26 protein-coding genes and 1 riboswitch are annotated in these 26,431 nt (G+C 70.0%); of the genes, 16 read left to right on the top strand and 10 right to left on the bottom strand.

Annotated elements, in window-relative coordinates; all coding sequences use genetic code 11:
* Positions 1–60: 60 nt before the first annotated feature.
* The 3 genes from AB0K11_RS12840 to glnX are packed head-to-tail and all read right to left on the bottom strand — an operon-like array spanning position 61 to position 4,588.
* Positions 61–2,310, bottom strand: coding sequence for a serine/threonine-protein kinase PknG (locus AB0K11_RS12840; RefSeq protein WP_364976956.1), 2,250 nt, complete (start codon positions 2,308–2,310; stop codon positions 61–63).
* Positions 2,310–3,269 (bottom strand): glutamate ABC transporter substrate-binding protein, encoded by a 960-nt coding sequence (locus AB0K11_RS12835; RefSeq protein ID WP_364976954.1) that lies wholly within the window; start codon positions 3,267–3,269, stop codon positions 2,310–2,312. Before AB0K11_RS12835 ends, AB0K11_RS12840 begins: the two co-directional genes overlap by 1 nt.
* The gene (gene glnX, locus AB0K11_RS12830; RefSeq protein ID WP_364976952.1) at positions 3,269–4,588 is read right to left on the bottom strand and encodes a protein kinase G-activating protein GlnX; all 1,320 of its coding nucleotides are present in this window, start codon (positions 4,586–4,588) and stop codon (positions 3,269–3,271) included. Before glnX ends, AB0K11_RS12835 begins: the two co-directional genes overlap by 1 nt.
* Before the next feature lie 134 nt (positions 4,589–4,722).
* On the opposite strand from glnX, the gene AB0K11_RS12825 reads away from it, so the two are divergent.
* Both AB0K11_RS12825 and AB0K11_RS12820 read left to right on the top strand, forming a co-directional pair.
* Positions 4,723–5,226: an NUDIX hydrolase gene (locus AB0K11_RS12825; protein WP_364976950.1), complete on the top strand. Its 504-nt coding sequence runs from the start codon at positions 4,723–4,725 to the stop codon at positions 5,224–5,226.
* A gap of 66 nt (positions 5,227–5,292) precedes the next feature.
* Positions 5,293–7,380: an RDD family protein gene (locus tag AB0K11_RS12820; RefSeq protein WP_364976948.1), complete on the top strand. Its 2,088-nt coding sequence runs from the start codon at positions 5,293–5,295 to the stop codon at positions 7,378–7,380.
* Here AB0K11_RS12820 and thiE read toward each other — a convergent pair.
* Positions 7,287–7,958: a thiamine phosphate synthase gene (gene thiE / locus AB0K11_RS12815; protein ID WP_364976946.1), complete on the bottom strand. Its 672-nt coding sequence runs from the start codon at positions 7,956–7,958 to the stop codon at positions 7,287–7,289. The two genes, AB0K11_RS12820 and thiE, sit on opposite strands and share 94 nt — an antisense overlap.
* A gap of 103 nt (positions 7,959–8,061) precedes the next feature.
* On the opposite strand from thiE, the gene AB0K11_RS12810 reads away from it, so the two are divergent.
* From AB0K11_RS12810 to AB0K11_RS12770, 9 genes are all read left to right on the top strand, one after another.
* Complete coding sequence (locus AB0K11_RS12810) at positions 8,062–9,444, top strand: 2-polyprenyl-6-methoxyphenol hydroxylase-like oxidoreductase (protein ID WP_364976944.1); 1,383 nt, start codon at positions 8,062–8,064, stop codon at positions 9,442–9,444.
* Between the two features lie 4 nt (positions 9,445–9,448).
* Positions 9,449–9,559, top strand: a riboswitch (TPP riboswitch).
* On the top strand, positions 9,528–10,559 hold the full coding sequence (thiO, locus tag AB0K11_RS12805; protein WP_364976942.1) for a glycine oxidase ThiO: 1,032 nt from the start codon (positions 9,528–9,530) through the stop codon (positions 10,557–10,559). Its footprint overlaps the riboswitch before it by 32 nt.
* On the top strand, positions 10,556–10,753 hold the full coding sequence (gene thiS, locus AB0K11_RS12800) for a sulfur carrier protein ThiS (RefSeq protein WP_264013607.1): 198 nt from the start codon (positions 10,556–10,558) through the stop codon (positions 10,751–10,753). The genes thiO and thiS overlap by 4 nt, the downstream gene beginning before the upstream one ends.
* Before the next feature lie 40 nt (positions 10,754–10,793).
* Complete coding sequence (locus tag AB0K11_RS12795; protein WP_364978391.1) at positions 10,794–11,537, top strand: thiazole synthase; 744 nt, start codon at positions 10,794–10,796, stop codon at positions 11,535–11,537.
* On the top strand, positions 11,534–12,298 hold the full coding sequence (locus AB0K11_RS12790) for an SGNH/GDSL hydrolase family protein (RefSeq protein WP_364976939.1): 765 nt from the start codon (positions 11,534–11,536) through the stop codon (positions 12,296–12,298). Before AB0K11_RS12795 ends, AB0K11_RS12790 begins: the two co-directional genes overlap by 4 nt.
* 105 nt (positions 12,299–12,403) lie before the next feature.
* Positions 12,404–12,709 carry a type VII secretion target gene (locus AB0K11_RS12785; RefSeq protein ID WP_364976936.1) on the top strand — a complete coding sequence of 102 codons (306 nt, stop codon included), beginning with the start codon at positions 12,404–12,406 and terminating at the stop codon, positions 12,707–12,709.
* A gap of 10 nt (positions 12,710–12,719) precedes the next feature.
* Positions 12,720–13,010 carry a hypothetical protein gene (locus AB0K11_RS12780; RefSeq protein ID WP_364976934.1) on the top strand — a complete coding sequence of 97 codons (291 nt, stop codon included), beginning with the start codon at positions 12,720–12,722 and terminating at the stop codon, positions 13,008–13,010.
* An 88-nt stretch (positions 13,011–13,098) separates the two neighbouring features.
* Complete coding sequence (locus tag AB0K11_RS12775; RefSeq protein ID WP_364976932.1) at positions 13,099–14,601, top strand: M28 family metallopeptidase; 1,503 nt, start codon at positions 13,099–13,101, stop codon at positions 14,599–14,601.
* Positions 14,598–16,046: a M20/M25/M40 family metallo-hydrolase gene (locus AB0K11_RS12770; RefSeq protein ID WP_364976930.1), complete on the top strand. Its 1,449-nt coding sequence runs from the start codon at positions 14,598–14,600 to the stop codon at positions 16,044–16,046. Before AB0K11_RS12775 ends, AB0K11_RS12770 begins: the two co-directional genes overlap by 4 nt.
* A 1-nt stretch (position 16,047) precedes the next feature.
* Here AB0K11_RS12770 and AB0K11_RS12765 read toward each other — a convergent pair whose 3' ends face one another.
* From AB0K11_RS12765 to AB0K11_RS12755, 3 genes are read right to left on the bottom strand one after another with little or no spacing between them, the layout of a single operon-like run.
* Entirely contained in the window at positions 16,048–17,361 is a 1,314-nt protein-coding gene (locus AB0K11_RS12765; RefSeq protein ID WP_364976928.1) for a solute carrier family 23 protein, read from the bottom strand.
* 43 nt (positions 17,362–17,404) lie between these two features.
* Positions 17,405–18,190, bottom strand: a complete 786-nt coding sequence (locus AB0K11_RS12760; RefSeq protein ID WP_364976926.1) for an SDR family NAD(P)-dependent oxidoreductase — start codon at positions 18,188–18,190, stop codon at positions 17,405–17,407.
* Positions 18,191–18,198: 8 nt separating this feature from the next.
* Positions 18,199–19,038: a sugar phosphate isomerase/epimerase gene (locus AB0K11_RS12755; RefSeq protein ID WP_364976924.1), complete on the bottom strand. Its 840-nt coding sequence runs from the start codon at positions 19,036–19,038 to the stop codon at positions 18,199–18,201.
* A 207-nt stretch (positions 19,039–19,245) separates the two neighbouring features.
* Between AB0K11_RS12755 and AB0K11_RS12750 the strand changes: the two genes are divergently transcribed.
* The 4 genes from AB0K11_RS12750 to AB0K11_RS12735 are packed head-to-tail and all read left to right on the top strand — an operon-like array spanning position 19,246 to position 23,143.
* Positions 19,246–20,589, top strand: a complete 1,344-nt coding sequence (locus AB0K11_RS12750) for an MFS transporter (protein ID WP_364976922.1) — start codon at positions 19,246–19,248, stop codon at positions 20,587–20,589.
* On the top strand, positions 20,589–21,440 hold the full coding sequence (locus tag AB0K11_RS12745; protein WP_364976920.1) for a transketolase: 852 nt from the start codon (positions 20,589–20,591) through the stop codon (positions 21,438–21,440). The genes AB0K11_RS12750 and AB0K11_RS12745 overlap by 1 nt, the downstream gene beginning before the upstream one ends.
* The gene (locus tag AB0K11_RS12740) at positions 21,437–22,420 is read left to right on the top strand and encodes a transketolase C-terminal domain-containing protein (protein ID WP_364976918.1); all 984 of its coding nucleotides are present in this window, start codon (positions 21,437–21,439) and stop codon (positions 22,418–22,420) included. Before AB0K11_RS12745 ends, AB0K11_RS12740 begins: the two co-directional genes overlap by 4 nt.
* Positions 22,421–22,474: 54 nt before the next feature.
* Complete coding sequence (locus AB0K11_RS12735) at positions 22,475–23,143, top strand: GntR family transcriptional regulator (protein WP_364976916.1); 669 nt, start codon at positions 22,475–22,477, stop codon at positions 23,141–23,143.
* Here the strand turns inward: AB0K11_RS12735 and AB0K11_RS12730 are convergent.
* Together AB0K11_RS12730 and AB0K11_RS12725 are read right to left on the bottom strand one after the other, a co-directional pair.
* On the bottom strand, positions 23,140–24,369 hold the full coding sequence (locus tag AB0K11_RS12730) for an APC family permease (RefSeq protein WP_364976914.1): 1,230 nt from the start codon (positions 24,367–24,369) through the stop codon (positions 23,140–23,142). The two genes, AB0K11_RS12735 and AB0K11_RS12730, sit on opposite strands and share 4 nt — an antisense overlap.
* 15 nt (positions 24,370–24,384) lie before the next feature.
* Entirely contained in the window at positions 24,385–24,723 is a 339-nt protein-coding gene (locus AB0K11_RS12725) for a hypothetical protein (RefSeq protein ID WP_364976912.1), read from the bottom strand.
* Between the two features lie 212 nt (positions 24,724–24,935).
* Here AB0K11_RS12725 and AB0K11_RS12720 point away from each other — a divergent pair, with 212 nt between their 5' ends.
* The gene (locus tag AB0K11_RS12720; protein ID WP_364976911.1) at positions 24,936–26,171 is read left to right on the top strand and encodes a TetR/AcrR family transcriptional regulator; all 1,236 of its coding nucleotides are present in this window, start codon (positions 24,936–24,938) and stop codon (positions 26,169–26,171) included.
* On the opposite strand, the gene AB0K11_RS12715 is transcribed toward AB0K11_RS12720, so the two are convergent.
* On the bottom strand, positions 26,138–26,419 hold the full coding sequence (locus AB0K11_RS12715; RefSeq protein WP_364976909.1) for a hypothetical protein: 282 nt from the start codon (positions 26,417–26,419) through the stop codon (positions 26,138–26,140). The two genes, AB0K11_RS12720 and AB0K11_RS12715, sit on opposite strands and share 34 nt — an antisense overlap.
* Positions 26,420–26,431: the final 12 nt, after the last annotated feature.

Raw genomic sequence — 26,431 nt, 5'->3', positions numbered from 1 at the left:
CCGACCCTGGACGGGCGCGGACTCATACCCCGGCATGATGCCGGCGGCCCTGCGGTGGGGTCAGAAGGTGCTCATCGGCCGGACGCTGTTCGCCAGGTCCACCAGCGCGTAGCGGTGCGCCTGGGTGGGGGCCACCCTGGCGAGACTGCGCAGCGACGCCTCCACACCCAGCTGCAGGCCGTGCTCGGTGAACGGGAAACCGAGGATGTGGTTGGTGCTCGCGGTGTTGTCGGCCAGCCAGTCCATGGCGGTGCCCAGCACCAGCGCCCGGATCTGCAGCACCCGTGGCTCGGTGTCGGGCAGCGCCTCCACGCGCCGCGCGGCATCGCGGATCTGCTGTTCGGTGATCTCGGCCGCTGACCGTCCGGACAACAGTGTCACCGCGCTCGTCAGCCGGGCGGTGGTGAAATGCCGCGAGGTTGCGGGCACCTCGTCCAACGTCCGGACGGCCGCATCGCGGTTACCCGCAACCGAATTCGCACGCGCCAGCCCGAACCCGGCCGAGATGACCCCGTTGTCGGTGCCCCACACCGTGTCGTAGAACCGCTGCTCCTCGGCGCCGCCCGCGAGTTCGGCCGTCGCCGCCAGTGCCAGTTTCGGCGCCAGCTCACCGGGCTGGGTGTCCAGCACCTCGGTGAAGTGCTTCATGGCCGACTCGTAGTCGGCCGACAGCAGTTCGGCGACCGCCCTGAACCACACCAGCCGCCATCGCCAGCCCACCCGCTCGGCGAGGTCGTCGAGCTTGCGGTTGGCCTTCGCGACGTCACCCAGGTCGAGCAGTGCGCGCGCCTCCATCAGCGGAAGCTCAACCGATTCGGCGAGGTCGATGCCCTCCGAGTCCAGCGCGCCGTGCCGCGCCGCGCGGAGTTGATCGAGCGTCTGCACCGGCTGGCTGAGCACGCTCGCCGACAGCACCGCCGCCCCGACGTCGGCAGGGTCGACCAGTGGCACCGGCAGCGCCTTGACGATCTCCTGTGCGGTGAGCTTCTCCGAATGCACCTGACCGTCGACATAGACGTCGGTGTGCGCCACCAGCAGGTCGATCCCGAACGTCGAGCGCGTCGGCGAGAACACCGTCGACAGGCCGGGTCTCGGCGAGCCCGTGTCGAGCGCCACCACCTCGCGCAGCACGCCGAGAAGCTGCGCCGACATCTCCTCGGACGATCCGAACCGGCGGCGCGGGTCCGGGTCGATCGCCCTCCGCAGCAGCCGGCCGAACGAATCGTATTGCACGAGAATGGGATCGTCGTCGGGCAGACCGTCGACGTAGCGGCCCTTGCGGGTACGCAGGTCCAGCGTCAGCGCCGCGAGCGTCCGCCCGACGGTGTAGATGTCGGTCTGCACCGTCGGACCGGTGCGCACGATCTCCGGCGCCTGGTATCCCGGCGTGCCGTACAGGTATCCGAACGAGTTGATCGTCGACACCGCACCGAGGTCGATCAGCTTCAACTGGTCCTCGGTGAGCATGATGTTCTCGGGCTTGAGGTCGTTGTAGGTCAGGCCGATCGAATGCAGATAGCCCAGCGCGGGCAGGATCTCGAGCATGTAGCCGATCGACTGCGCCACCGGAAGACCCGATCCCTTGGCCTGCTTGAGCGACGTTCCGCCGACGTACTCCATCACGATGTAGCCGACCGGGTTGCCGTGCTTGTCGTTGTGCTCGACGAAGTTGTAGATCTTCACGATGCCGGGATGGGTCACCTCGGCCAGGAACTGCCGCTCGGCCATCGCGATGGCCTGGGCCTCGGCGTCGCCGGTGTGCACCAGGCCCTTCAGCACCACCGGCCGGTCGTTCACGTTCTTGTCGAACGCCAGGTACACCCAGCCCAGCCCGCCGTGCGCGATGCAGCCCTTGATCTCGTACTGCTCGGCGACGATGTCGCCGGGGTTGAGCTGCGGCAGAAATGAATACGGGCTACCGCAGTGCGGACAGGAGCCCTCCGAGCGCGCCTTGCCGTCCTTCGACGACCTGCCCACCGGGCGGCCGCAGTTCCAGCAGAACCTCTTCGACTCCGCCACCACCGGGTTGACCATCAGCGCGTCGAGCGGATCCTTCGCAGGCACCCGCGGCATCTCCACCAATCCACCGCCGAGCCGCCGGATTGGTGAGAGCGTGCGCGTCACGGTCGTCGGATGATCGTGGCCTTCGGTGTCCTCGGTGCGCACCGAGATGCTGTCCGTGTCGTCGAAGTGCGGGCGGAACACCGCCTGTGTCGCCATCGGCCGCAGCGTCGCGACGGAGTCCATGTCGAGATCGTCGAGCGACGCGGGCTGGGTGCCCGGGCCTTCGTCCTCCTCCACGGCGGGCATCAGTCGACGTACCTTGCCACCGGGGGTGCAGGCGCCGGACCGAGCACCGTCAACCACTTGCGGTACAACGTGTTCCATGTCCCGTCGCGGCGCACCCGCTCCAAGGTGCCGTTGACGAAGCGCACCAGTCCGGTGTTCTCCAGGTTGATGCCGATGCCGTAGGGCTCCTCGTTCATGCTCGGCCCGACGATGTGCAGGTAGGGATCTTGGGCCACCAGCCCGGCGAGGATCGCGTCGTCGGTGCTGACGGCGTCGACCTGTCGTTGCTGCAGCGCCACCAGGCAGTCCGCCCACGTCACCACGGAGACGATGATCGGTGACGGGCTGATCTGCTGGATCCGCCGCAGCGACGTGGTGCCCTTGACCACACACACCCGCTTGCCCGACAGGTCGGACGCCTGCGAGATGGCCGAGCTGCGCGGGGCCAGGATCCGCTGGTTGGCGGTCAGGTAGACGGTGGAGAAGTTGACCAGCTTCTTGCGCTCGCAGGTGATGGTCATCGTCTTGACCACCACGTCGACCTGGTTGTTCTGCAGCGCCGCAATGCGGTCGGCCGAGGACATGATGCGGTACTCGACCTGCGCGGGCGAGCCGAAGATGTCGCGGGCGATCTCGCCGGCGATGTCGACGTCGAAGCCGGTGATCTCCCCGGTGATCGGGTCGCGGAAGGAGAACAGATTGCTGCCGATGTCGAGTCCCACGATCAGCCGGCCCCGGTCCCGGATGTAGCGGACCGCCGCGTCGGCCTCGTCGCGGTCCCCGAACGGGCGCAGGCTCGCCCTGCGGTTGCAGTCGTCGTCCGCGGTCGTGGGCAGCCGCACCGGTTCGGGCGGCAGTTCCTGCATGCCCGCGGGAGTGGGCGGCGCCAGGGTCACTCCCGGCGCGGGCGTCGAGGACGTCGCCTGTGCGCACCCGGTCAGCATCGCGGCGACGGCGATCAGAGCGAGCAGGACCCTCATCAGCGGTACTCACTGAGTCGTGGCCACAGCCCCAGCGCCACCGCGATCGCCGCGATCACACTGAGCACCGCGGCGCCCGCGGTCGCTCCCGACAGCACCCGGCGGGCATTCATGATGTCGCTGCGCAACTGGCCGCGGCTCTCCTCGATGCCCTTGTTCAACGCGTCGTTGAGCTTGTCGAACGCCGGGGTGGAATCGTCCTCGCCGGTGCCGAGCGCCACCTGTGTCGCGGCCTGGTAGTTGCCGACCGCGATGTAGGAGTTGATCCGGTCGTCGGCGGCGCGCCACCGGGTCAGCAGGCTCTCGGCGTCGGCCAGATCGGTGGTGTCGATCGTGTTGTCGCGGGCGAGGTAGTCGGACAGTTCCTGCTGCATCATGTCGATGCGCTGGTAGTAGGACTGCTTGCGGACGTTCTCGTCGCCGCGCCGGATCAGCGCCAGCGTCTCGTCGGCGCGCGCCTGCTGGGCGGTGATGGCCAGGGTCGTGATGGTCCGCAGCGATTCCGCCCCGGCGCCCTTCGCGCTGCGGCTGTCCGCGGTGGAGATCGCGAGCGCCGTTCCCACCCACACCACCATAATCAGCACCGCCAGACCGCCGGCGACGAAACCGATGTTGACCCGGCGCCGGGTCCGGCGGGCCAGCCAGCGGTTGGCGAATGCGCCGAACAGCAGCGTTGCCAGCACCACCAGGATCACCGGGTTCGGGATCCGGGTCGACGCCGTGGTCTCCTCGTCCACCCGCGCCGAGGTCTCCTGATAGAGCCGCTGCGCGTCGGGCAGGATCTGCGTCTGCATCAGCGACGACGCCTCGGACAGGTAGGACGAGCCCACCGGGTTGCCCGCCCGGTTGTTCGTGCGGGCGGTCTCGACGAGCCCGGTGTAGACGGCCAGTCGCGCGTTGATCCGGCCGAGCAGCTGCACCAGCGGCTCGTCGGTCAACCCGCTCGAGGCGCGGGTGAGGGCGACGGCGGCGTCGGTGATCGCCTGTTCGTAGCGCTGCCGCACGTCGCGCGGTTCGGTGCCTGCGATGAACGCGGTGGCCGCGGCGGCGTCGGCGACCGAGAGGCGGGTGTAGAGCTGGCCCGCGGCGAACGACAACGGCTCGGTGTGGTCGAGCACCGTGGTGAGCGCCTGCTGGCGGTCGTTGATGCTGGTCGACGTGGCGAAGGCGCAGGCGATGGCCAGCGCGGAGAGCACCATTCCGATCGTCAGGATGCGGCCGGGAGTGGTCCACAGGAACCACCATCGCGGATGCGCCGGCGTCGTCGGGGACCGTGACGCCAGCGGCTCGGTTGACGGGTGCGCCAACTCCACAGTCACCTGTGTGCGGTCCTCATCTATCCGGCTGCTTCCACGACTCGGCCAACTCTATAAAAGAATCCTAAGAGGTCGGGGGAGGACGCGCGCCCGATCGGGGACGGCCGTCTAAGGTCGGGCAGTCCTATCCTGTACGGATGCGCGGCGACGGTGACGGTTGGGTGTTCTCCGACAACGGCCGCTTCTGGGGCAGACACGGCGCGGCCGGGTTGCTGCTGCGCGCGCCCGGGCCGGACGGGACGCCCGCGGTGCTGCTCCAGCACCGCGCGGTGTGGAGCCATCAGGGCGGCACCTGGGGTCTGCCCGGCGGCGCGCGCGACAGTCACGAAACCGCCGAACAGGCCGCGGTGCGCGAGGCGCACGAGGAGGCCGGCCTCACCACCGACCAGCTCACCGTGCGGACCACCGTCGTCACCGCCGAGGTGGCCGGCGTCGGCGGCGCGGCCTGGAGCTACACCACCGTGATCGCCGACGCGCCGGAACTGCTGGACACCGTGCCCAACCGGGAGAGCGCCGAACTGCGCTGGGTTGCCGAGGAGGAGGTGGCGGCGCTGCCGCTGCACCCCGGGTTCGCCGCCAGCTGGGAGCGCCTGCGGTCGGTGACGGCGTCGATTCCGCTGCTGGTCAACGGGCAGCCGTAGGGCTCAGCTACTCAGGTAGTCGACTACTCGTGTGGTGACCACCCGGGCGGTGGTGTCGTTTGAATTGTGACAGCCGCCGGTTCACCGACCGCCGAGCAGATCCGCGAACTGCTCGGCGCGTATGGCCGTGCGCTCGACGCCGCAGACGCGCTACCTCCGTTCGTGCGGATCGCCGCCCGCCCCCGGCGCTGGACGGCCTTGGACGGCTGGCGGCGCCTTCCGCGGCCGACCTTCGGGGTGTCGACCATGCTCGTGCACCACGTGCACCGGTCGACCGACACGCTCGGCCGGCGCTACGACCGACTCGCGGCCACGCGCGGTCTCAACGAGGATGAGCAGCGAGCCGGCGACTTGGTGAAGGCGTTTCACGCATCGCTGCCGACGGTGCGGTGGAAGGCGATCATCGCGGTCGCTGTGATTGCCGTCTTCGTCGTGGCGCAGGTCGTCCTGCCGCTCGTTGCCGGGGCGATCGCGAGCAGCGTCGAGAAGATGAGTGCCGACACCACGGACCTCTCGAAGGTTGAGGCCCTCCTTCGGAGAGTTATCCCGCTGATGTCAAGCGTGCCCAGTGCGGAGTCCGTCGTCAGCTCCTCGACCGAATTCCGCGCTGCCGGCGTGGAGGAATTCGTCGTGTTGCTGGCTATCCTCGCCATCGCCGTCTACATCGTGGTGCGGCCCCTGATGTCGGCCTTCCGGATCAAGCGCATACTGCTCAACCTCGGGACCGCCGCGGACGTGTCCCTAGAGCGGACCACGACGAGCTGGAACGTGTCCCGCGGCGACGGCGTCTACCGGCTCGAAGCCGAGTTGTTCTCCAGGCTGGGCGCCAGAGCGCCTCACGAGGTCGCGGTGGATCTGTGGCTGAGCACCGTCACGGTCGCCGTGCTGGCATGGGCGATGCGGCCGAACTACTTTCTGTTTTCCGAGACCCGCGCCGCCTTCGTCGGCATCATCGCCTTCGGCGCCGCCCTCGTGGGCCTGCGTGCGGCCTGGTTGCTCCGGACGGCTCGTCTTCGCCGTCTGCCGGCAGGGCCTACCGAGCCCGCGTGCGGGCTGCGCACCGGTTCCGGCGCCCTCCTGGAGAAACGTGCGGTGCTCGAGACCGCCGGACTGGGCCTCGTCTCCTTCATAGTCCTATGCGTCCTGGCGCCGCTGCCGCTGGTGTTCATTGGGCCGTCCCCCGTTTGGATGCGGCTCGTGCGTGAGCACATGCAAGTCGTGAAACCCGACGGCGCCGGCTGGTGGCCCGCGCTGGGGTTCTCGCTGCTGCTGTGGGTGGTGCCGCCGGTGCCGCTGGCCGTTCACCTAACCCGGCTGGCCCGGCTGCAGGGGCCCGCGGGCGGTTCGGCACGCCGGACCCGCGCTTGGCTGGTCCCGCTGTCGACTGTCGTCAATCTCGCGGTCATCGTCGACTACGTAGCGCTGCCCGAGCATCTCGTCGCTGATTGGCGGGGCGTCACCATGATGGCGGCCGGCGCGATGTTCGCGATCGCGTTCGCGGTCGTGCAGCGCGAGCAGAACGCTGTGGCCGAGACACTCGGTGCGCCCGTCCCTTTCGACGAACCGGAACAGCGCCTACGAGGCACGTCGCCCGAGAGGTCCTACGTGCCGTGGCTTCGCCGGGCGGCCGCCGCGACGGTCGATGCGCTGTTGCCCACTGCGCTGATCGGCATAGGAATCGGATATCGATTGTGGACAAGCCAATACTGCGTGTACGACGAAGAGGGGTTCTGCTTGCCGGTCTCGACGACGGCGGGCATGTCGGTTTTTCACGCAGCAATCGCCGCGACGTCGGTTTACGTGCTGTGGAACTGGGGTTACCGCCAGGGCAGGAGCGGTGCGACGCTCGGCAAGTCGGTGTTGCACTTCGTCGTCGTCAGCGAGAAGACCGGGGCCCCGGCTGGTTTCGTCAAGAGCGTCGCGCGGCTGGTGCTGCACCTGGTCGACGCGCTTCCCTTACTTGTCGGCTTCCTGTTTCCGCTGTGGTCGTCCAAGCGGCAGACGCTCGCCGACATGCTGGTCGGCACCGTGTGTCTGCCGGCCGCCCGGCCGGGCACCGATCACGAGCCCGACGTAAGCGCCGCCTTCAATCGCCGCGCCGCCGCCTGCGGGTCCTCGGCGGCGGTGATCGCCCGCACGACGACGATGCGCTGAGCGCCTGCGGCCAGCACCTCGGGCAGCCGCTGCTCGTCGATGCCGCCGATCGCGAACCACGGTTTGGCCGGCCGCAGCTGCGCCACCTCGCGGACCAGGTCGAGTCCGGGGGCCGGCCGCCCCGGCTTGGTGGGTGTCGGCCAGCACGGACCGACGCAGAAGTAGTCCACCTGCTCGGCGACGGCCGCCCGGGCCTGCGCGAGATCGTGGGTGGACCGGCCCACCACCGGACCCGGCCGCAGGATGTCGCGGGCCATCAGCAGCGGCAGGTCGTCCTGGCCCAGATGCAGGCCGTCGGCGCCGGCCGCCCGCGCGATGTCGGCGCGGTCGTTGACCATCAGCAGTGCGCCGTGCCGTCGGGCCGCCTCGCCCAGCACCGCGAGCGCCTCGATCTCCTGGCGCGCCTCCAGCGGGCCGAACCGCTGTTCACCGGGCGACCCCTTGTCGCGCAGCTGGATGAGGTCCACCCCGCCCGACAGCGCGGCGTCGGCGAACTCGGCGAGATCGCCGCGCTCGCGGCGGGCGTCGGTGCACAGATACAGCGAGGCGGTGGCCAGACGTTCACGCGAAGTGAGCACATCGCGACGCTAGCCGAAGGCAGGTAGCGGACTACTCTAGGCGGCCGCCAGGCCCGGGGAGATCATCCATGAGCAGGTCAAACCCCGAAAATTAGGTGGCGATATGAACAGAATCGGTGGACACGCGGTAGTGCTCGGCGCGAGCATGGGCGGGCTGCTGGCCGCCCGGGTGCTCGCCGATCTGTACGACGCCGTCACCGTGGTGGAACGTGACGTGCTGCCGCAGGTCAGCGCCAACCGCCGCGGGGTGCCGCAGGGCCGTCATGCGCACGCCCTTCTGGCGCGGGGCAGGGCCGCCCTGGATGAGCTGTTCCCCGACTTCACCGCCGACCTCGTCGCCGCCGAGGTGCCCGCATTCGACTACCGGGACATGTCCCGGGCGTACACGCATCTCGCGGACCACGAGGGCATCCGCAACGGAGCACTGCCGAACGTTCCGCCGCTGTTCGTGCCCAGCCGGCCGCTGCTGGAAGGTCTGGTGCGGCAGCGCCTGCAGGCGATGGCCAACGTGACCGTCCTCGACGGCCACGACATCGAGGGGTTCACCTCGTCGCCCGAGGCCGACCGGGTGACCGGCGTCCGGGTACGCGCCCATGGCTCCGGCGCCGAGGCCGCCCTGACAGCCGATCTGGTGGTCGACGCCTCCGGCCGCGGAGCGCGCACACCGGCGTTCCTCGAGAGCCTCGGATACGGGCGGCCGGTCGAGGAGAGCGTCGCCGTGCGGCTGGTCTACTCCAGCCAACTCCTCAGGATTCCGCCGGGGACCCTGCGGGAGATGCTCGCGCTGGTGAGCCCGACGCCCGGTCGTCCGACCGGGATGGCGCTGTTCGGATACGAGCACGACGCCTGGATCTTCACCGTCTTCGGCATGGCGGGCCATGAGCCGCCCGGTGAGCTGTCCGAGATGGTGGACTTCGCGACCGGCCTGGTGCCCGACCACATCCTGTCCGCCGTCCGGGCCGCCGAGCCGCTGACCGACGTGTGCCGCTTCCGCTACCCCGAGAGTCGGTGGCGTCGCTACGACCGGATGCGGCGCTTCCCCGCCGGCCTGGTGGTCCTCGGCGACGCGCTGTGCAGCTTCAACCCGATCTACGGCCAGGGCATGACGGTCGCGGCGCTGCAGGCGCTGGCGCTGCGGGAGTGTCTGCGCCGCGGTGACCACGACCTGGCTCGCCGCTACTTCCGGGCCGCGGCCAAGCCGATCGGCGTGGCCTGGCAGTTCGCGGTCGGTTCCGATCTGCGGCTCCCCGGGATAGAAGGGCGCCTGCCGCTGTCGATGAGGCTGACCGGCCGGTACGTCGAGCGGTTGCAGAACGTCGGGGAGTACGACCCGGAGGTCGCCGCGCAGTTCCTGCGGGTGGTCGGCTTCCTCGACCCGCCTCAGGCGCTGATGCGCCCGAAGGTTGCGCTGCGGGTGCTGGCGCCCCGGCGGCGGCCATCGGCACAGACGCGGCGCGTTCGGGTTGCGGAGGTCAGCGCCGGGTAGTCTGGGGGCTCGACACGGGAGTCCCGGCACCGGGGACTGAGAGTGGGCGCGTGCCGCCCTTACCGTCGGACCTGATCCGGATCATGCCGGCGAAGGGAGCAGAAATGCCTCAGAGATCGCTCGCCGTCATCGGCGGCGGCGTCATCGGACTCGCCGTGGCCCGCCGGGCCGCGCTAGACGGCTGGCAGGTGACGGTGCACCGGGCCGACGCGCACGGTGCGTCCTGGGTCGCCGGTGGCATGCTGGCCCCGCACAGCGAGGGCTGGCCGGGCGAGGAGCAGTTGCTGCGGATCGGCCTGGAGTCGCTGCGGATGTGGCACGAGGGCTTCCTCGACGGGATGCCCGACGGCGTGGTGACGGCACGCGAATCGCTGGTTGTCGCCGTCGACCGGGCCGACGCCGCCGATCTGCGGACCGTGGGTCAGTTCCTCGCGGAGCAGGGTCACCCCGTGGCGACGACCACGTCCGCACGCGACATCGAACCGATGCTGGCGCAGGGCATCCGGCACGGATTCATCGCGAAAACCGAACTGGCGGTTGACAACCGGCTGGTGGTCGACGCCCTGGCCGCGCACTGCGAGCGGCTCGGTGTCCGGTGGGAAGGCCCGGTCGACCAGCTGTCCGACGTCGACGCGGATGTCCGGGTGATCGCCAACGGCATCGACGCACCCGCCCTCTGGCCCGGGCTGCCGATCCGGCCGGTCAAAGGCGAGGTGCTGCGGCTGAGATGGCGACGCGGATGTATGCCGGTGCCGCAGCGGGTGATTCGTGCCCGGGTGCACGGACGGCCGGTCTATCTGGTGCCGCGGGCCGACGGTGTGGTGGTCGGCGCCACCCAGTACGAGCACGGTCGCGACACCGCGCCCGCCGTCGCCGGGGTGCGTGAACTGCTCGACGACGCGTGCGCGGTGATGCCTGCGCTGGGGGAGTACGAGCTCGCCGAGTGTGCGGCGGGGCTGCGGCCGATGACACCCGACGGGGTGCCGATCGTGGAGCGGCTCGACGGGCGCACCATGGTGGCGGCGGGTCACGGCCGCAGCGGGTTCCTGCTCGCGCCGTGGACCGCGGAGCGCGTCGCGGCCGAACTGAACGTCATGGCAGAGGTGAGGGCATGAGAGTCACGGTGAACAACGAGGACGTCGACCTGGACGGCCGGCCAACGGTGGCCGACCTGCTCGATCGGATGGGCTTCCCGGACAAGGGTATCGCGGTGGCGGTGGACTGGTCGGTGCTGCCGCGGTCGGAGTGGGAGACCCCGCTCGCCGACGGCGCCAGGGTCGACGTGGTGACGGCGGTGCAGGGTGGCTGATCCGGTGGGCAACAGCAACGCGACCGGGGATTCGGGCAAGCTGACCATCGCCGGGCGGGAGTTCGGCTCGCGGCTGATCCTGGGCACCGGCGGCGCGGCCAACCTCGCGGTGCTCGAGCAGGCGCTCGTCGCGTCGGGCACCGAGCTGACCACGGTTGCGATGCGGCGGGTGGACGCCGAGGCCGGCACCGGCGTCCTCGATCTGCTGAACCGGCTGGGCATCACGCCGCTGCCGAACACCGCGGGCTGCCGCGGCGCGGCAGAGGCGGTGCTCACCGCGCAGTTGGCGCGCGAGGCGCTCGGCACCGAATGGGTGAAGCTCGAGGTGATCGCCGACGAGCGCACCCTGCTGCCCGATGCCATCGAATTGGTCCGGGCCGCAGAACAACTCGTCGACGACGGATTCACGGTGCTGCCCTACACGAACGACGATCCGGTGCTGGCCCGGCGGCTGGAGGACACCGGATGCGCGGCCGTGATGCCGCTGGGTTCGCCGATCGGCACCGGTCTGGGGATCGCCAACCCGCACAACATCGCGATGATCGTCGAGCAGGCAGGCGTCCCGGTGATCCTCGACGCGGGAATCGGCACCGCCAGTGACGCGGCCCTGGCGATGGAACTGGGCTGCGACGCCGTGCTGCTGGCGACCGCCGTCACCCGCGCCGCCGACCCCCCGGTGATGGCCGCGGCGATGGCCGCCGCCGTCACCGCAGGGCGCCTCGCCCGGCAGGCCGGCCGGATCCCCAAGCGGTTCTGGGCGCAGGCGTCGAGCCCATCGCTGTGAACGGGCGCTACGTCGCACTCGGCAGTTCGATGGCGGCCGGGCCCGGGATCCGCCCGTCGGCCGACGGTGCGCCGTTCCGGGCCGGCCGGTCTGCGCGCAACTATGCCCACCTGGTGGCCGCGGCGCTCGATCTCGACCTGGTCGACGTCACCTACTCCGGCGCCACCACCGCCCATGTGCTCGACGAGCGACAGAACGGCGAGCCGCCGCAGATCGATGCGCTCGACGGGGACGAGCGGCTGGTGACCGTGACGATCGGCGGCAACGACGCCGGCTACGTGCCACTGCTCACCGTCGCCGCACTGCCGCGGTTCACCCGCTCGGTGCCCCTGCTGGGCGGCCGGATCCGCGACCTGCTCGACCCGACGGCGCGCGACCGCGCCCTGGTGCTGGTCGCCGATTCGCTGCAGCGGGTCGGACAGGCGGTCCGAGAGCGTTCACCGCGCGCGACCGTGCTGTTCGTCGACTACCTGACGCTGCTGCCGCCGGCCGGCTCACCCGCACCGCCGCTGGCAGGCGTCGACGCGGCGCTGGGCCGGCGGGTGGCCGACACGCTCGAGCGGTTGACCGGCGAGGCCACGACGGCGACGGGCTGCCGCTGGGTGCGGGCCGCCGAGGCCAGCCGTGGCCATCATGCGTGGTCGGCTCAGCCGTGGACGACGCGCCCAGGCCTGCCGCTGCCCGGCCGTCCGGCGCCGCTGCACCCCAACGCCGCGGGCATGCGCGCGGTCGCCGATCTGGTGCTCGACGTTCTGCGCTGACCGCCCCCGAATTCGTGCATCCGCGGATGCCGGGTGCATGCGACGATGGTTGTCGACGGCCGTACGAGGGCGGCCGAAGCCACCGAGGAACCCGAGGAAGTGACGATGAGTTCACCGCTGGGCGTCGACCCGAACGTGCTGCGCGAGCAGGCTGCCAAGATGCAGGAGTTCGCCGATCAGCGTGCCGAGCATGTGGCCAACGTCGTGCGGATCTCGTCGACGTTCACCGGGGCGTGGACCGGCCAGGCCGGTACCGCAGTGCAGAAGGCGCTGGAGAGCTACGTGCAGGAGGCGTCCGACACCCGGCGCGAGGAGATGGAGATCGCCGACGCGCTCCTCCAGGCCGCCGCCCAGTACGACCAGACCGACGCCGGCGCGGCAGGCGGCCTGTCCCGCCAGATGGGCATCTGAGAGGACCCCGATGACCGAGATCGTCCTGAACTTCAGCGAAGCCCAGCAGGCCGTCGACGACCTGAATGCCGAAGCCGCCAAGCTCGAGGAGTTGACCGGCGAGGAGGGCGCCCTGGTCGACCAGATCGCGGGCGACCAGTGGACCGGCTCCGGCGAAGAATCCTGGGAGCAGCGCCAACGCGAGTGGCAGAAGGAGTCTGTGGAGGAGTCCGCGGCGCTGAAGCGCCTGGTACTGGCCGTGGAGGCGGCGCACGGCCGGATGAGAGACACCGAGACCCAGGTGTCCGGATTCTTCAGCTGACCCCGGCCCCGAGCCGTCGCGACGCGTGACGGCCACTCGGTCAACGGGTTTGCCCGGGCACTCCACGCGAGCGGCTAACGTGTGTGCCATGGGGCGCAGAACATCGGCCGTGCTGACCGTGCTGGTGGTCACCGCGGCGTTGGCCGGTTGCGGCCGCGATTCCGAACCGGAGTCGGCGCCGGCGACGCAGGAGTCGTCGCCGAACGCGACGGAATTCGCCGATCAGTTGCGCTCGCGGGTGACCGTCGACGCGATGATGGGCCACCTGGACAAGCTCCAGCAGATCGCGAACGACCACGGCGGAAACCGGGCACTGGGCACGCCCGGTTATGCCGCCAGCGTCGACTACGTCGCCGATGCGTTGCGCGAGAAGGGGTTCGACGTCCAGTCCGACGAATTCGAGGTGAAACTCCCGTTCGCCGAGGAACCCGAACTGCGCGTGAGCGGCCGGAGCGTGCCCGCCCGCCCGCTCGAATTCACCATCGGCACGCCGGCCCAAGGGGTGACCGGACCGCTGGTGGCGGCCCGTGTCGAGGACTCACCGGGGTGCACGGCCGAGGACTACGACGGATTGCCGGTGCGCGGCGCCGTCGTGCTGGTCGACCGCGGCACATGCCCGTTCGGTGAGAAGCAGACCGCCGCCGCTCAACGCGGTGCGGTCGCGCTCGTCGTCGCCGACAACGAGGACGGCGACCAGATGGGCGGCACGCTCGGTGAGACGACCGACGTGAAGATCCCCGTCGTCAGCGTCGGCAAGGCCGACGGCAAGCAGCTGCGCGACAACCCCGGTGAGACCACCCTGCGGTTGAAGGCGGGCGTGCGCACCGAGCGCACCCGCAATGTGATCGCGCAGACCAAGACCGGTTCCATCGCCGACGTGGTGATGGCCGGCGCGCACCTCGACAGCGTGCCCGAAGGTCCGGGCATCAACGACAACGGCTCAGGAGTGGCCGCCGTGCTGGAAACCGCGCTGCAGCTGGGCAGTTCGCCCGATGTCCGCAATGCGGTGCGCTTCGCCTTCTGGGGTGCCGAGGAACTCGGCCTGATCGGTTCCACCGAGTACGTCAAGTCGCTCGACCAGGAGGGGCTCAAGGACATCGCGCTCTATCTCAACTTCGACATGGTCGGCTCGCCCAACCCCGGGTACTTCACCTACGACGGGGACCAGTCCTCGCGGCCCGATCCGCGCTCAGGCGTGCCGCGGGTGCCGGAGGGTTCGGCCGGCATCGAGCGCGCGCTGGTCGCCTACTACCAGGGCACCGACAAGAAGGCGCAGGACATCTTCTTCGACGGCCGGTCCGACTACGACGGGTTCACCGCGGCGGGCATCCCCGCAGGCGGCACCTTCTCGGGCGCGGAGACCAAGATGACCAAAGAGCAGGCGGACCTGTGGGGCGGCGAGGCCGACCAGCCGTTCGACCCGAACTACCACAAGAAGACCGACACCCTCGAACACATCGACCGCACCTCGATGGAGATCAACGGCGGTTCGGTGCCGTACTCGGTGGGGTTGTACGCCCAGGATCAGCGCGGCCGCAACGGAGTTCCGCTCCGCGACGACCGCACCCGCCATCCGCTGTCCGACGCATGATGCTCGCGCGGGCGGTCGCCGCGATCGCGGTGACGGCGCTGCTGGCGGCGTGCTCCTCGTCGGCGCCGCCGCCGCCCACCGACCTCGCCGCCGACCTGGCGGGCCGGGTCGGCATCGATGCGATGGCTGCCCACCTCGACGCACTGCAGGCCATCGCGGACCAGCACGGCGGCAATCGCGCCGAGGGCAGACCCGGTTACGACGCCAGTGTCGACTACGTCGCGAAGCTACTGCGGGACAAGGGGTTCGACGTCCAGACGCCCGAGTTCGAACGCTACGGCTCGACCAGGGGCGGTAAGCCCCGCGTCATGGTCGCCGGTCGCGATCTCCCGGTGCAGCAGGCGTCGCTGCTGGTGGCCACCCGCCCCGGCGGACTGAACGCCGAGACGTTGCGGCCCGCGACACCCGCCGGATGCACCCGTGCGGACTACCGCGGTGTCGACGTGAACGGTGCCATCGCCGTGGTCGACGACACCGGGTGTTCGGTGGTCGCCAAGCATGACGCCGCCGTGGCCGGCGGCGCCCTCGGCCTGCTGGTGGTCAGTGCACGTCAGAACACTGCGCCGCCCGGGTTGTTCACCCCCGGCTACTACCGCGACCTCGAGATCCCGGTCGGCGTCATCGACGCCGATGCCAGTGCGGCGCTGCGCCGCACCTCCGCGCCGGTGCGATTGGTGCTCGACGGGGAGCCGGTGCTGATCAAGTCACGGAATGTGTTGGCTCAGACAAAGACCGGTGACACCGCCAACGTCGTGCTGGCAGGCGCGCACCTCGACAGCGTTGCGGGCGGGCCCGGCATCAACGACGACGGCTCCGGGGTGGCGGCGGTGCTGGAGACCGCGCTGCAACTCGGTGCCTCACCGGATGTGCGCAACGCCGTGCGATTCGCGTTCTGGGGTTCCGAGGAGATCGGCCTCGCCGGTTCACAGGCCTACGTGCGCGGCCTGGATCGCGACCAGCTCAACGACATCGCGCTGTACCTCAACTTCGACATGCTCGGCTCGCCGAACCCCGGCTACTTCACCTACGACGGTGACCAGTCCGCCTCGACCGGACCGGCCGGTGCGACGCCGGAAGGCTCTGCGGGCATCGAACGCACGCTGGCGGGATACCTCAACCTCGCCGGCGTCCGGCCGGCCGACATGCCGATCGGCGACCGCACCGACTACCACCCCTTCGTCACCGCCGGGGTGCCGATCGGCGGGGTCACCACGGGCGCGGCGCAGCGCAAGACCGCTGTGCAGGCCCGGCTCTGGGGCGGTCAGGCCGACGTCGCATTCGACCCGAACTACCACACCCCGCGCGACACCGTCGCCAACGTCGACCGGCATGCCCTGTCGGTGATGGGTCCCGCGGTGGCCTACGCGGTGGGCGCCTACGCCCGGTCCACCGACGGCGCCAACGGTGTGCCGGCGCGCGACAAGCGCGACCGCAACGTTCGGTGACCTAGCCGACCGGCGATGTCGGATCCGGGTCGCGGTCGTCGTCGCGGACACCGCGCACCATGCCCAGCAGCTGCATGCCGTGATACACCAGCAGCGCGGCGATGGAGCCGAGCGCGATTCCGGTGAACGTCAAACTGCCTGCCTGCCAACTGAAATCGGCGATGCCGATGATCAGCGGGATGGCCGCGGTCAACTGGTTGACCGGTTTGGCGAAGTCGACGTCGTTGGTCAGCCAGATCCGCACGCCGATGATGCCGACGAGGCCGTAGAGCACCACGGTGGCCCCACCGAGCACACCGTCGGGTGTCGCCGCGATCACCGCTCCCACCTTGGGGCACAACGCGAGTGCGATCGCCACCACAGCCGCCACCCAGTAGGCGGCGGTCGAGAACACCCGGGTCGCCGCCATCACGCCGATGTTCTCGGCGTAGGTGGTGGTGGCCGATCCGCCGCCCGCGCCGGCCAGGGTGGTGGCCACACCGTCGGCCATCAGGGCGCGGCCGATCAGCGGATCGGCGTCGGTGCCGGTCATCTGGCCGACCGACTTGACGTGCCCGATGTTCTCGGCGACCAGTGCGATGACCGCGGGCAGGAAGAGCGGGAGCACCGACCAGGTGAACGACGGCGTCTGGAACTCCGGCAGCCCAATCCACGCGGCCGAGGCGATGGCGGCCTTTTTGTCCGGGTCGAGGTCACCGAGCGCCAGTGCCAGCAGGTAGCCGGCCACCACCGCCAGGAAGATCGCCAGCCGGCCGACGATGCCGCGGAAGAACGCGAGCACCGTCACCAGCAGCACCAGGGTGACGACGCCGACCAGCGGCCCCTTCTCGAAGTTGTTCTTCGCCGCCGGTGCGAGGTTCAGCCCGATCAGGGCGACGATCGCACCGGTCACCACCGGCGGCAGGATCAGGTCGAGCCACCGGGTGCCGACGACGTGGACGACGGCGCCGATGACGATGAGCAGGACACCCACGGCGACCAGTCCGCCCAGGGCGCTGCCCGTGCCCTGCGCGGCGACCGCGCCCGTCACCGGGGCGATCACCGAGAAACTCGAACCGAGATAGCTCGGCAGCCGGTTGCCGGTGATGATCAGGAAGAGAATGGTGCCGATTCCGGAGAACAGCAGCGTGGTGGCCGGCGGGAATCCGGTGAGCACAGGCACCAGGAACGTGGCGCCGAACATCGCCACCACATGCTGCGCCCCGAGGCCCACGGTGCGGGCCCAGTCCAGCCGTTCGTCGGGAGCGACGACGAAGTCGCTGTCGGCGCGCGACTCGACGCGAGTCCAGGTCCATCGGCTTCCCGGTGCGGTCATGGGTGCCTATATTGCCCGGCAGGGCGGCGGCCCGCCGCCCGAGTCAGTGGATGTGGCTGCCGCCGTTGATGTCCATCGTGCTGCCGGTCAGGTAGGCGGCGTCCTCGGAAGACAGGAACGTGATGCAGGCGGCGACCTCGTCGGTGGTGGCGGTTCGCCCGACGGGGATGTCGCGGGCCAACTTCGCCTCCTGCTCGTCGGTGGAGCCGACGCGGATGTTGGTGTCGACCGCACCGGGGGTGACGGCGTTGACGGTCACGCCGGTGTCGGCGACCTCACGGGCCAGCGCCTTGGTGAAGCCGAGGATCGCGGCCTTGGCCGACGAGTACGGCACCTTGCCGAACACACCGCCGCCACGCTGCGCCGACACCGAGGACATGTTGACGACGCGGCCCCAGCCCTGCTCGATCATCGCGGGCAGGAACGCCTTGGTGACGAGGTAGGTGCCGGTGGCGTTGACGGCCATCACCTTGTTCCACAGATCCAGCGTGGTCTCCAGGAACGGCACCGGCGAGGTGATGCCCGCGATGTTGGCCAGCGCCCCGACGGGTGGCAGGTTGCCGTCGGCGACCTCGGCCGCGACGGCGGCCTGGGCTGCGGTGACGGATTCCTCCGACGTCACGTCGACGGCGCAGCCGAATGCCTGCACCGCGAACTGGTTGCCGATGTCGGCGGCCACCTTGGCCGACTTCTCGCCGTCCAGGTCGAGGATCACCACCGCCCACCCTTCCCGGGCATAGCGCTGGGCGACGGCCATGCCGATGCCGCGCTCGGACGTCGCGCCGGTGATGACGGCGGTGCGCTGGGTGCGGTTGGTCGGTGTTGTCATGTCTCTCCTCAGATCAGGTCGGAAATGTATTGCGCGGCTTCGGCGGTGGCTGCCGGCCGTTCGTCATCGGTGATGTCCCGCGTCTCGAGTTCGAGCGCGAAGTGGCCGGCGTAGCCGGTGTCGGCGAGCACCTTGAGCCCGCCCGCGAAGTCGACGTCGCCGCGGCCGACGGAGACGTTGATGTTGCCGGGCACCGCATCGCGGATGTGCACGTGGGAGATGCGGCCGGCGAACCGGTCGACGAAGTCGAGCGGATCTCCGCCGGAGGCCACGATGTGGCTGAAGTCCATCACGATGCCCACCGGGCTGCCGGTCAGCCTGTCGAAGAGTGCCTGTGCGCGCGTCATGTCGCAGCACAGCCGGTGGAAGTGCAGCGATTCGGTCCACAGTTCGACGCCGTGCTGCGCCGCGCGGTGGGCGGCGGCGATCAGCTCGGCGGCGACCAGGTCCAGGTCGTCGTCGAGCGAGCGCAGCGGGGTGCGGTCGAGTGCGCCGCACGGCAGCACCAGGGCCCGGGCACCGGTGCCTGCGGTCAAGCTCAGCAGTGCGTCCAGGTGGGCGTCGCGGCTGCGCCTGCCCGCCTCGTCGAGGGGCAGGTTGAGGTCGCCGATGTCGCCGTTGATCGAGCGCACCTGCAGACGGCTGCTGCGCACGGTCGCGGTCACCGAGGCGACCGCCGCGGCGTCCAGCCGGTAGGGCACGTGGTCGCAGACACCGGGGAGAGCGCCCAGGTCGATGCCCCCGAAGCCGAGCCGGCGGATCCAGGTCAGCGCCATCTCCAGGTCGAGATGGCGAAAGCTGATCGTGGAGCAACCCAGCCGGCGATCCGGCTTGGAGACGGCATGCATGGCGGCTTCCCAGCGTCGAGCGAACGTGATGGCAGCCACACTATGGCGTCGATTGTTAACAGTCAACTAATAACGATTGATTTGTGTTGACTGTTGACAATGCGATGTGTGCGCCCTCACACTGAGTGACGTGGCGCACTGTTGACCGTCGACAGTGACGTGGAGATCACCCGGGAACGGGTACAGGTGTTGGGAAAGGATCTGCTCATGAGCGACGACGCTCTCTCGATGCGGGGGCCGGTGCACGGCACGCGCGACGCCAAACGGGTCGCGATCGGCTCCGGTGTCGGCGCCGTGATCGAGACCTACGACTTCATCGGTTTCGGCACGGCCGCCGCGCTGTACTTCGGCACGGCGTTCTTCCCGAACTCCAGCCCGCTGGCGGGCACCCTGCTGTCGTTCGCGACCCTCGGCGTCGGCTTCGTCGCCAGGCCACTCGGCGGCATCATCGGCGGCCACCTCGGTGACAAGGTCGGCCGTAAGCCGGTCCTGGTTGCGTCGCTGATCCTGATGGGTCTGGCCACCTTCGCGATCGGCCTTCTGCCGACCTACGCCGCCGTCGGGGTGCTCGCACCCATCCTGCTGGTGAGCGTGCGCATCATCCAGGGCCTGGCGTTCGGCGCCGAGTGGGGCGGCGCGATCCTGATGAGCTACGAGCACGCCCCGTGGAGGAAGAAGGGCCGTTACACCGGCATCGTGCAGTCCGGCTTCCCGGTCGGTCTGCTCATCGCGAACCTGGTGTTCTTCGTCAGCATCCACCTCGGCGGCGACTGGGCGTGGCGGGTGCCCTTCCTCGCCAGCATCATCCTCGTCATCGTCGGCCTGATCATCCGGGCCAAGGTGCCCGAGTCCCCGGTCTTCGAGGACGTCAAGGCCCACGGCGACATCGTGAAGTCGCCGATCGTCGAGGTCGTCGCGAAGGACTGGCGAAACATTCTGCGCGGCATCGGCCTTCGCATCGCCGAGACCGCCGGTTACGCCGTGTCCATCACCTACATGCTGTCCTACCTCAAGGGCGCCGAGCTGGCGACGCGCTCCCAGACCATCGGCGCGCTGTGCATCGCGGCGGCGATCGGCATCTTCGCCACCTTCGCCTGGGCCAAGCTCACCGACAGGATCGGACGGCGGCCGCTCTACCTCTGGGTGTGCGCACTGGGCATCCCGTTCGGCGTGCTGATGTTCGTCACCGTCAACACCGGCGTGTTCATCCTCATCATCGCGACGTTCGTCATCGCCTACGGCGTGTTCCAGAACGCGCTCGCAGGCGCCCAGGGCGGATGGTTCCCGGAACTGTTCAACGCCAACACCCGCTCCTCGGGTGCGTCACTGGCGTATCAGATCTCGGCGATCGCCTCGGGCTTCACCCCCTTCATCACCACGCTGCTGTTCGAGGCCTACGGGTGGTGGGGCCCGGCGCTGCTGTTCAGCGGCTACATGGCGATCGGCCTCGTCGCCGCGATCCTCACCCGTGAGACGTGGGGTCCCCGCGAACGGATGCTGGCCGACAAGGCCGCTGCCGAGACCGCCGACCCGCATGTGGTGGCCGCCTGATGCGCAACGACGAAGTACGCGACGCCGCCTACCGGATGCGCCACCACGTGCTGGACATGGGCGAGGCGCAGGGCCAGGGCTACGTCGGGCAGGCGCTCGGTGCCGCCGACATGCTCGCCTGCGTGTACGCCGATCAGCTCTCCTACCGCCCCGACGACCCGAAATGGGAGGGCCGCGACAGGTTCCTGCTGTCCACCGGGCACTACGCCATCGGCCTGTACGCAGCACTCGCCGAGGCCGGGATCATCGACGCCGCCGAGCTCGACTCCTACGGGTGCGACGACTCCCGGCTGCCGATGTCCGGGATGGCCAGCTACACACCGGGAATGGAGATCTCCGGCGGATCGCTCGGACACGGCCTCACCGTGGCCGTCGGGATGGCGCTCGGGCTCCGGCACCAGGGCGCGCCGGCGCGGGTGTTCAACTTCCTGTCCGACGGCGAACTCGACGAGGGCTCGACCTGGGAGGCGGCCATGGGCGCCGCGCACCACCAGCTGGGCAATCTCATCGCGATGGTCGACATCAACGCACTGCAGGCCGACGGACCCACCGCGGGCGTGCTGCGCACCGAGCCCGTCGCCGACAAGTGGACGGCCTGCGGCTGGTTCGCCCAGCGGGTCGACGGCAACGACGTCGACGCCCTGCTGGCCGCGTTCGACGAGATCGCCGCGCGGGCAACCCCCGTCGGCACCCCGGCGGTCCTGCTCTGTGACACCAGGGTGGGCAGCGGCGTCCCGCTGCTCGAGAACCGGGAGAAGGCGCACTTCATGCGCATCGACGCCGACGAGTGGCAGGTCTGCCGCGAGCAGCTCACCGCCGGCCATCAGGAGAAGGCTGGAGTAGACGCATGACATCGGTCGCCCCCCTGCGGACATCGGCGATGATCGCCTCGTTCGCCGATCCCGGACAACGCACGACGCCTGCGCCGTTCGGCCATGCGCTGGTCGAGGCGGCCAAGGCCGACGAGCGCATCGTCGGACTCACCGCCGACCTCGGCAAGTACACCGACATGCACATCTTCGCCAAGGCCTTCCCCGACCGGTACTTCCAGATGGGGATGGCCGAGCAACTGCTGTTCGGTGCCGCCGCGGGGATGGCCGAGACCGGCCTGATCCCGTTCGCGTCCACGTATTCGGTGTTCGCGGCGCGGCGGGCGTACGACTTCATCTGCCTCGACATCGCCGAACCCGGGCTCAACGTCAACATCGTCGGCGGACTTCCCGGTTTGACAACGGGTTACGGTCCGTCGCACCAGGCCACCGAGGACATGGCGATCTTCCGTGGCGTGCCGGGGCTGACCATCGTGGACCCCTGCGACTCGGTCGACATCGCCCAGGCGGTGCCCCAGTTGGCCGAGCACGCAGGCCCGACCTACCTGCGCCTGCTGCGCGGTCAGGTGCCGACGGTGCTCGACGAGTACGACTACACCTTCGAACTCGGCCGGGCCAAGGTGGTGCGGCCGGGCGCCGACGTCGTGTTCGTGTCCAGTGGGCTGATGACCATGCGGGCGCTGCTCGCCGCCGAGGAGCTCGCGGGCCACAACGTCGACGTAGCGGTGGTGCACACGCCGACCATCAAGCCGTTCGACGCCGAAACCGTGCTGCGCGAGATCGATTCGGACCGGCTGGCGGTCACGCTGGAGAACCACACGGTGATCGGCGGGCTGTTCGAGACGGTGGCGGCCGAGGCGGTGCGCCGCGGCGTGCACCGCACCGTCATGCCGATCGCGCTGCCCGACGAGTTCCTCGCCGCCGGGGCGCTGCCGACGCTGCACGACCGCTACGGCCTGTCCACCCGCCGCATCGTCGCCTCGGTGCTCGACCGGCTGTAAGCTCATTGTCGACAACCAAATGTCGACAATTGTGTCGACCGGAAGGGAGCTCCCGTGTCGGTGGACGCCCCGTCGTTTCTGCGGCTGGAGAAGACCAGCCTGCGTCAGCAGGCACTGACGGCGCTGCGCCGTGCGATCACCACCGGCCAGCTGACGCCCGGCACCCACCTGGTGGAGACCGAACTCTCCGAGGCGCTGCAGATCAGCCGCGGCACCCTGCGCGAGGCGATGCGGCAGCTGCAGCAGGAGGGGCTGATCTCCGCGGGCGCCAGGGGCCGGCTGTCGGTGCGTCACCTCGACACCAAGGAGATCCGCGACATCTTCGCCGTCCGGGCGGCGCTCGAGTCGCTGGCGGCACGGTGCCTCGCCGAACTGCCGGACCGCACCGCCGCGGTCGCCGAACTGCGCAAGGCCGTCGACGACATGGACCGTTGGGCCGCATCGAATCTCGAGGACCGCATCGAGGCCGATCTTCGGTTCCACCGCACGATGTGTCACCTCGCGGGTAACGAGACGCTGCTGCACCAGTGGCAGTCCTTGGAGGGCAGCATCCGCATGTCGATCATGTTCGCCGGAGTGGACCGGGCGCTGAAGAACATGGACACCAAGCGGCACTTCGAGATCGTCGACGCCATCGAGTCCGGCGACGGGCATCGCGCGGCCGCCACGGTCCGCGACCACATGGACGGCGCGGCAACGGTTCTCGTCGACGGCGCGGTCTAGCGCCTGCGGATGAGCGTGCGCACCCCGTAGACCGTCGCCCCCAGCCCGACCACCGCCACACCGGTGATGACCGACGGCAACGGCAGCGCGAACGCCAGCACGATGCACCCGGCCAGGCCCAGGACTGGGATCACGCGGTGCCCGAGCGTCAGTGCCGCGGCGTTGGCGATCGCGTAGTACACCAGCACCGCGAAGGACGAGAAGCTGATCGCGCCGCGCAGGTCCACCACCGCGGCCAGCACCGCCACCACCGCGCCGACCGCGACCTCGGCACGGTGCGGACCGCCGAACGTCGGATGCACCGCGGCCAGGGCGGGCGGCAGATGCCGGTCGCGCGCCATCGCCAGCGTCGTCCGCGACACCCCCAGGATCAGCGCCAGTAGCGAGCCCAGCGCGGCGAGCGCCCCGCCCACCCGCACGGCGGGCTCCAGCCACGGCGCACCCGCGTCGCGCACGGCCTCGGCCAGCGGCGCACTCGCAGCGGCCAGCGCCGCTGGACCGACACCGGTGAGCACCGCCGCCGCGACCGCCGCGTAGACGGCCAGCGCGATGCCGAGGGCGATGGGGATCGCGCGCGGGATGGTGCGGGCCGGATCGCGCACCTCCTCGCCGAGCGTGGCGATCCGCGCATAACCGGCGAACGCGAAGAACAGCAGCCCCGCCGCCTGCAGCACACCTCCGACGGTGACGTCGACCCCAGGCGCCCGCGGCGCACCGTCGGCTCCACTGAGCACCGCGACGACCACCGCGGCCAGCACCGCCAGCACCACGGCGACGATGACGCGGGTGAGCAGCGCCGACTTCTGGACGCCGGCGTAGTTCACCACGGTGAGCATCACGACCGCGGCCACCGCGACCGCGTGCGCGGCGTCGGGCCACACGTAATAGCCGACGGTCAGCGCCATCGCCGCGCACGACGCGGTCTTGCCGACCACGAAACTCCAGCCGGCGAGATGGCCCCAGAACGGGCCGAGCCGCTCACGGCCGTAGACGTAGGTGCCCCCGGACTGCGGGTGGCGGGCCGCCAGCCGCGCCGACGACGTCGCATTGCAGTACGCGACGACGGCGGCGATCGCGAGGCCGATCAGCAGCCCGGTCCCTGCCGCCGCGGCAGCGGGTCCGAGCGCCGCGAAGATGCCCGCCCCCACCATCGAACCGAGGCCGATGACGACGGCATCACCCGTGCCGAGCCGACGTCGCAGCGCCGCGTCGTCCGGTGCGCTCACGGCAGCGATCGTAGGTCAGGCCGTACGGTCAGGCACCTCGCGCCCGGGAACCAGCGACTCGTGCTCCGGCGTCCGGAGCGCGGCGACGAGGACGGCGAGCAGCGCGGTCAACCCGATCAGGACCAGCGTGATCGTCCACGACCGGCGCGCCAGCAGTGCCGAGTCGCACTGGTCGACGAAGTCCTGCCCCGCGGCGCCGGCCTGCGTCAGATCGGCGGTGAACCCGTTCCCGCACTCGACCTGCCAGCCCCACTGGTCGTAGGCGTCGAGCAGGACGGGAAACCGCAGCGCAAACAGTCCGACCGCCAGCAGGACGGCGCCGGCGATGCCGATGTACCAGGCCCGGTGAGTCAACGATCTCCCCTTCTCGTGCAGTGGACGGTCGCCCGGGGGGACCGGACGACTCCCACGACAGAAGGGATCGAACACGTCGCGCATCGGCCCCCCGACCGGGCCTGTGCCATCAACTATGTTAACCATCATTCTTACTGCACCGTCCAGTTCCGTAAGAAAGACGCCCTGAACTCGGCGGCTATGTGTGGTGGGCGTCGGATATCGTGTTCGCCATGGCGCGCACCCCGTCCCGCCGTGTCGACGGTGTCCGGCGTCGGCCGAAGGACCGGAAAGCTCAGATCGCCCGCGCCTCGGCCGAGGCCTTCAGCGAGCTGGGTTACCACGGCGTGAGCATGGAGGCGATCGCCTCGCGGGTCGGCATCTCGGCGGCCGCGCTGTACCGGCACTATTCGAGCAAATACGAGTTGTTCCGCGACGCGGTGTTCAACCTCGGCCAGCAGCTGGTCGACAGCGTGATGTCGGTGGACCCGGCGGGCGACGACGACCCGACGCAGACGCTGCGCGGGCTGGCGGTCGCGCTCTCCGAGACCGCGCTCGCGAGCCGGGAATCCGGTGGGCTGTACCGCTGGGAGGCCCGCTACCTCCGCGGCGACGACCAGGCGACCCTCAACACCCAACTGCGCGAGGTGCACCGGCGGATCCAGGAGCCGCTGACCGCGATCCGGCCCGACCTCACCTCCCGGCAGAAGTGGACGATGTCGACCGCGGTGCTCAGCGTGATCGGCAGCATCGTCGACCACGGCGCGAAGCTGCCCGGTATCCAGGTCCGGATGCTGATGTCCGACATCGTCGTGGCGCTGGCCGGGGTGGAGTTGCCCGACGTGGCCGACGACGTCGACGCCTCACCCGCCGCCGTGGCACCTCCGGCGTCGAAGTACGAGGCGCTGCTGAGTGAGTCGATGCGGTTGTTCAACGAGAAGGGCTACCGCGACACCAGCGTGGAGGACATCGCCTCGGCCGTCGGCATGCCCGCGTCGGGCATCTACCGCTACTTCTCCGGCAAGAGCGACATCCTGGCGGCCGGCTTCCGGCGGTCGGCCGACCGGCTGTCGGCCGAGGTGTCGACGGTGCTGGGCACCGTGCCGGACCGGGAGGTGGCGCTGGCCCGGCTCGTCGACGCCTATGTCGAGCGGTCGTTCGCCCACCCGGAACTGGACTACGTGTACTACACCGAACGGCTCAACATGGCGCCCGCCGATCAGGAGATCCTGCGCAACCTGCAGCGCTCCACCATCGACGGCTGGGTCGGCATCGTGGTCACATTGCGGCCCGAATGGACAACGGGGCAGGCCCGTTTCGCGGTCTACGCCGCGATGGCCCTGATGGTCGACCTGGGCCGGCTGATGGGATACCGCGACTCCGAGCAGTCCCGGGCGACGGTGGCGACGCTGATGGACCTGACGCTGCTCGGTCGCTACCGGCTGCGAACGGTGCTGCCTGCCAAGTAGGCGGCGTAGCCGAGCAGGCCCGCGAGGCCCAGCCTCCGGGTGCGGCGTGCGGCGAGCGCGAGGCCGATCGCGGTCTCCAGACCGCCGTTGGTGTACACGTGGCGGCGGGTGTTGTTCGGGAACGACGCCACGGTGATCGGCTCGAACATCTTCGGATTGGCGAAGTGCGCCAGCCCGGTACCGGCCAGGGCCAGGCCGGCCAGCCTGGCGGCACGCGAATCCGGCTTGTTCGCAATTCCTCTGGGCACAGACGATTCCTC

Source organism: Mycobacterium sp. NPDC050551, from assembly GCF_040674075.1.
Taxonomy (GTDB): Bacteria; Actinomycetota; Actinomycetes; order Mycobacteriales; family Mycobacteriaceae; genus Mycobacterium.
This window is presented reverse-complemented; position numbering and strand designations above follow the sequence as displayed.

Coding starts and splice junctions, on each gene's coding strand:
- AB0K11_RS12765 (WP_364976928.1), bottom strand. CDS start 17,361: ATGACCGCACCGGGAAGCCGATGGACCTGGACTCGCGTCGAGTCGCGC.
- AB0K11_RS12740 (WP_364976918.1), top strand. CDS start 21,437: ATGACATCGGTCGCCCCCCTGCGGACATCGGCGATGATCGCCTCGTTC.
- AB0K11_RS12720 (WP_364976911.1), top strand. CDS start 24,936: ATGGCGCGCACCCCGTCCCGCCGTGTCGACGGTGTCCGGCGTCGGCCG.
- AB0K11_RS12775 (WP_364976932.1), top strand. CDS start 13,099: ATGGGGCGCAGAACATCGGCCGTGCTGACCGTGCTGGTGGTCACCGCG.
- AB0K11_RS12780 (WP_364976934.1), top strand. CDS start 12,720: ATGACCGAGATCGTCCTGAACTTCAGCGAAGCCCAGCAGGCCGTCGAC.
- AB0K11_RS12825 (WP_364976950.1), top strand. CDS start 4,723: ATGCGCGGCGACGGTGACGGTTGGGTGTTCTCCGACAACGGCCGCTTC.
- AB0K11_RS12810 (WP_364976944.1), top strand. CDS start 8,062: ATGAACAGAATCGGTGGACACGCGGTAGTGCTCGGCGCGAGCATGGGC.
- AB0K11_RS12840 (WP_364976956.1), bottom strand. CDS start 2,310: ATGCCCGCCGTGGAGGAGGACGAAGGCCCGGGCACCCAGCCCGCGTCG.
- thiO (WP_364976942.1), top strand. CDS start 9,528: ATGCCGGCGAAGGGAGCAGAAATGCCTCAGAGATCGCTCGCCGTCATC.
- AB0K11_RS12745 (WP_364976920.1), top strand. CDS start 20,589: ATGCGCAACGACGAAGTACGCGACGCCGCCTACCGGATGCGCCACCAC.
- AB0K11_RS12760 (WP_364976926.1), bottom strand. CDS start 18,190: ATGACAACACCGACCAACCGCACCCAGCGCACCGCCGTCATCACCGGC.
- AB0K11_RS12755 (WP_364976924.1), bottom strand. CDS start 19,038: ATGCATGCCGTCTCCAAGCCGGATCGCCGGCTGGGTTGCTCCACGATC.
- AB0K11_RS12750 (WP_364976922.1), top strand. CDS start 19,246: ATGAGCGACGACGCTCTCTCGATGCGGGGGCCGGTGCACGGCACGCGC.
- AB0K11_RS12770 (WP_364976930.1), top strand. CDS start 14,598: ATGATGCTCGCGCGGGCGGTCGCCGCGATCGCGGTGACGGCGCTGCTG.
- AB0K11_RS12785 (WP_364976936.1), top strand. CDS start 12,404: ATGAGTTCACCGCTGGGCGTCGACCCGAACGTGCTGCGCGAGCAGGCT.
- AB0K11_RS12835 (WP_364976954.1), bottom strand. CDS start 3,269: ATGAGGGTCCTGCTCGCTCTGATCGCCGTCGCCGCGATGCTGACCGGG.
- thiS (WP_264013607.1), top strand. CDS start 10,556: ATGAGAGTCACGGTGAACAACGAGGACGTCGACCTGGACGGCCGGCCA.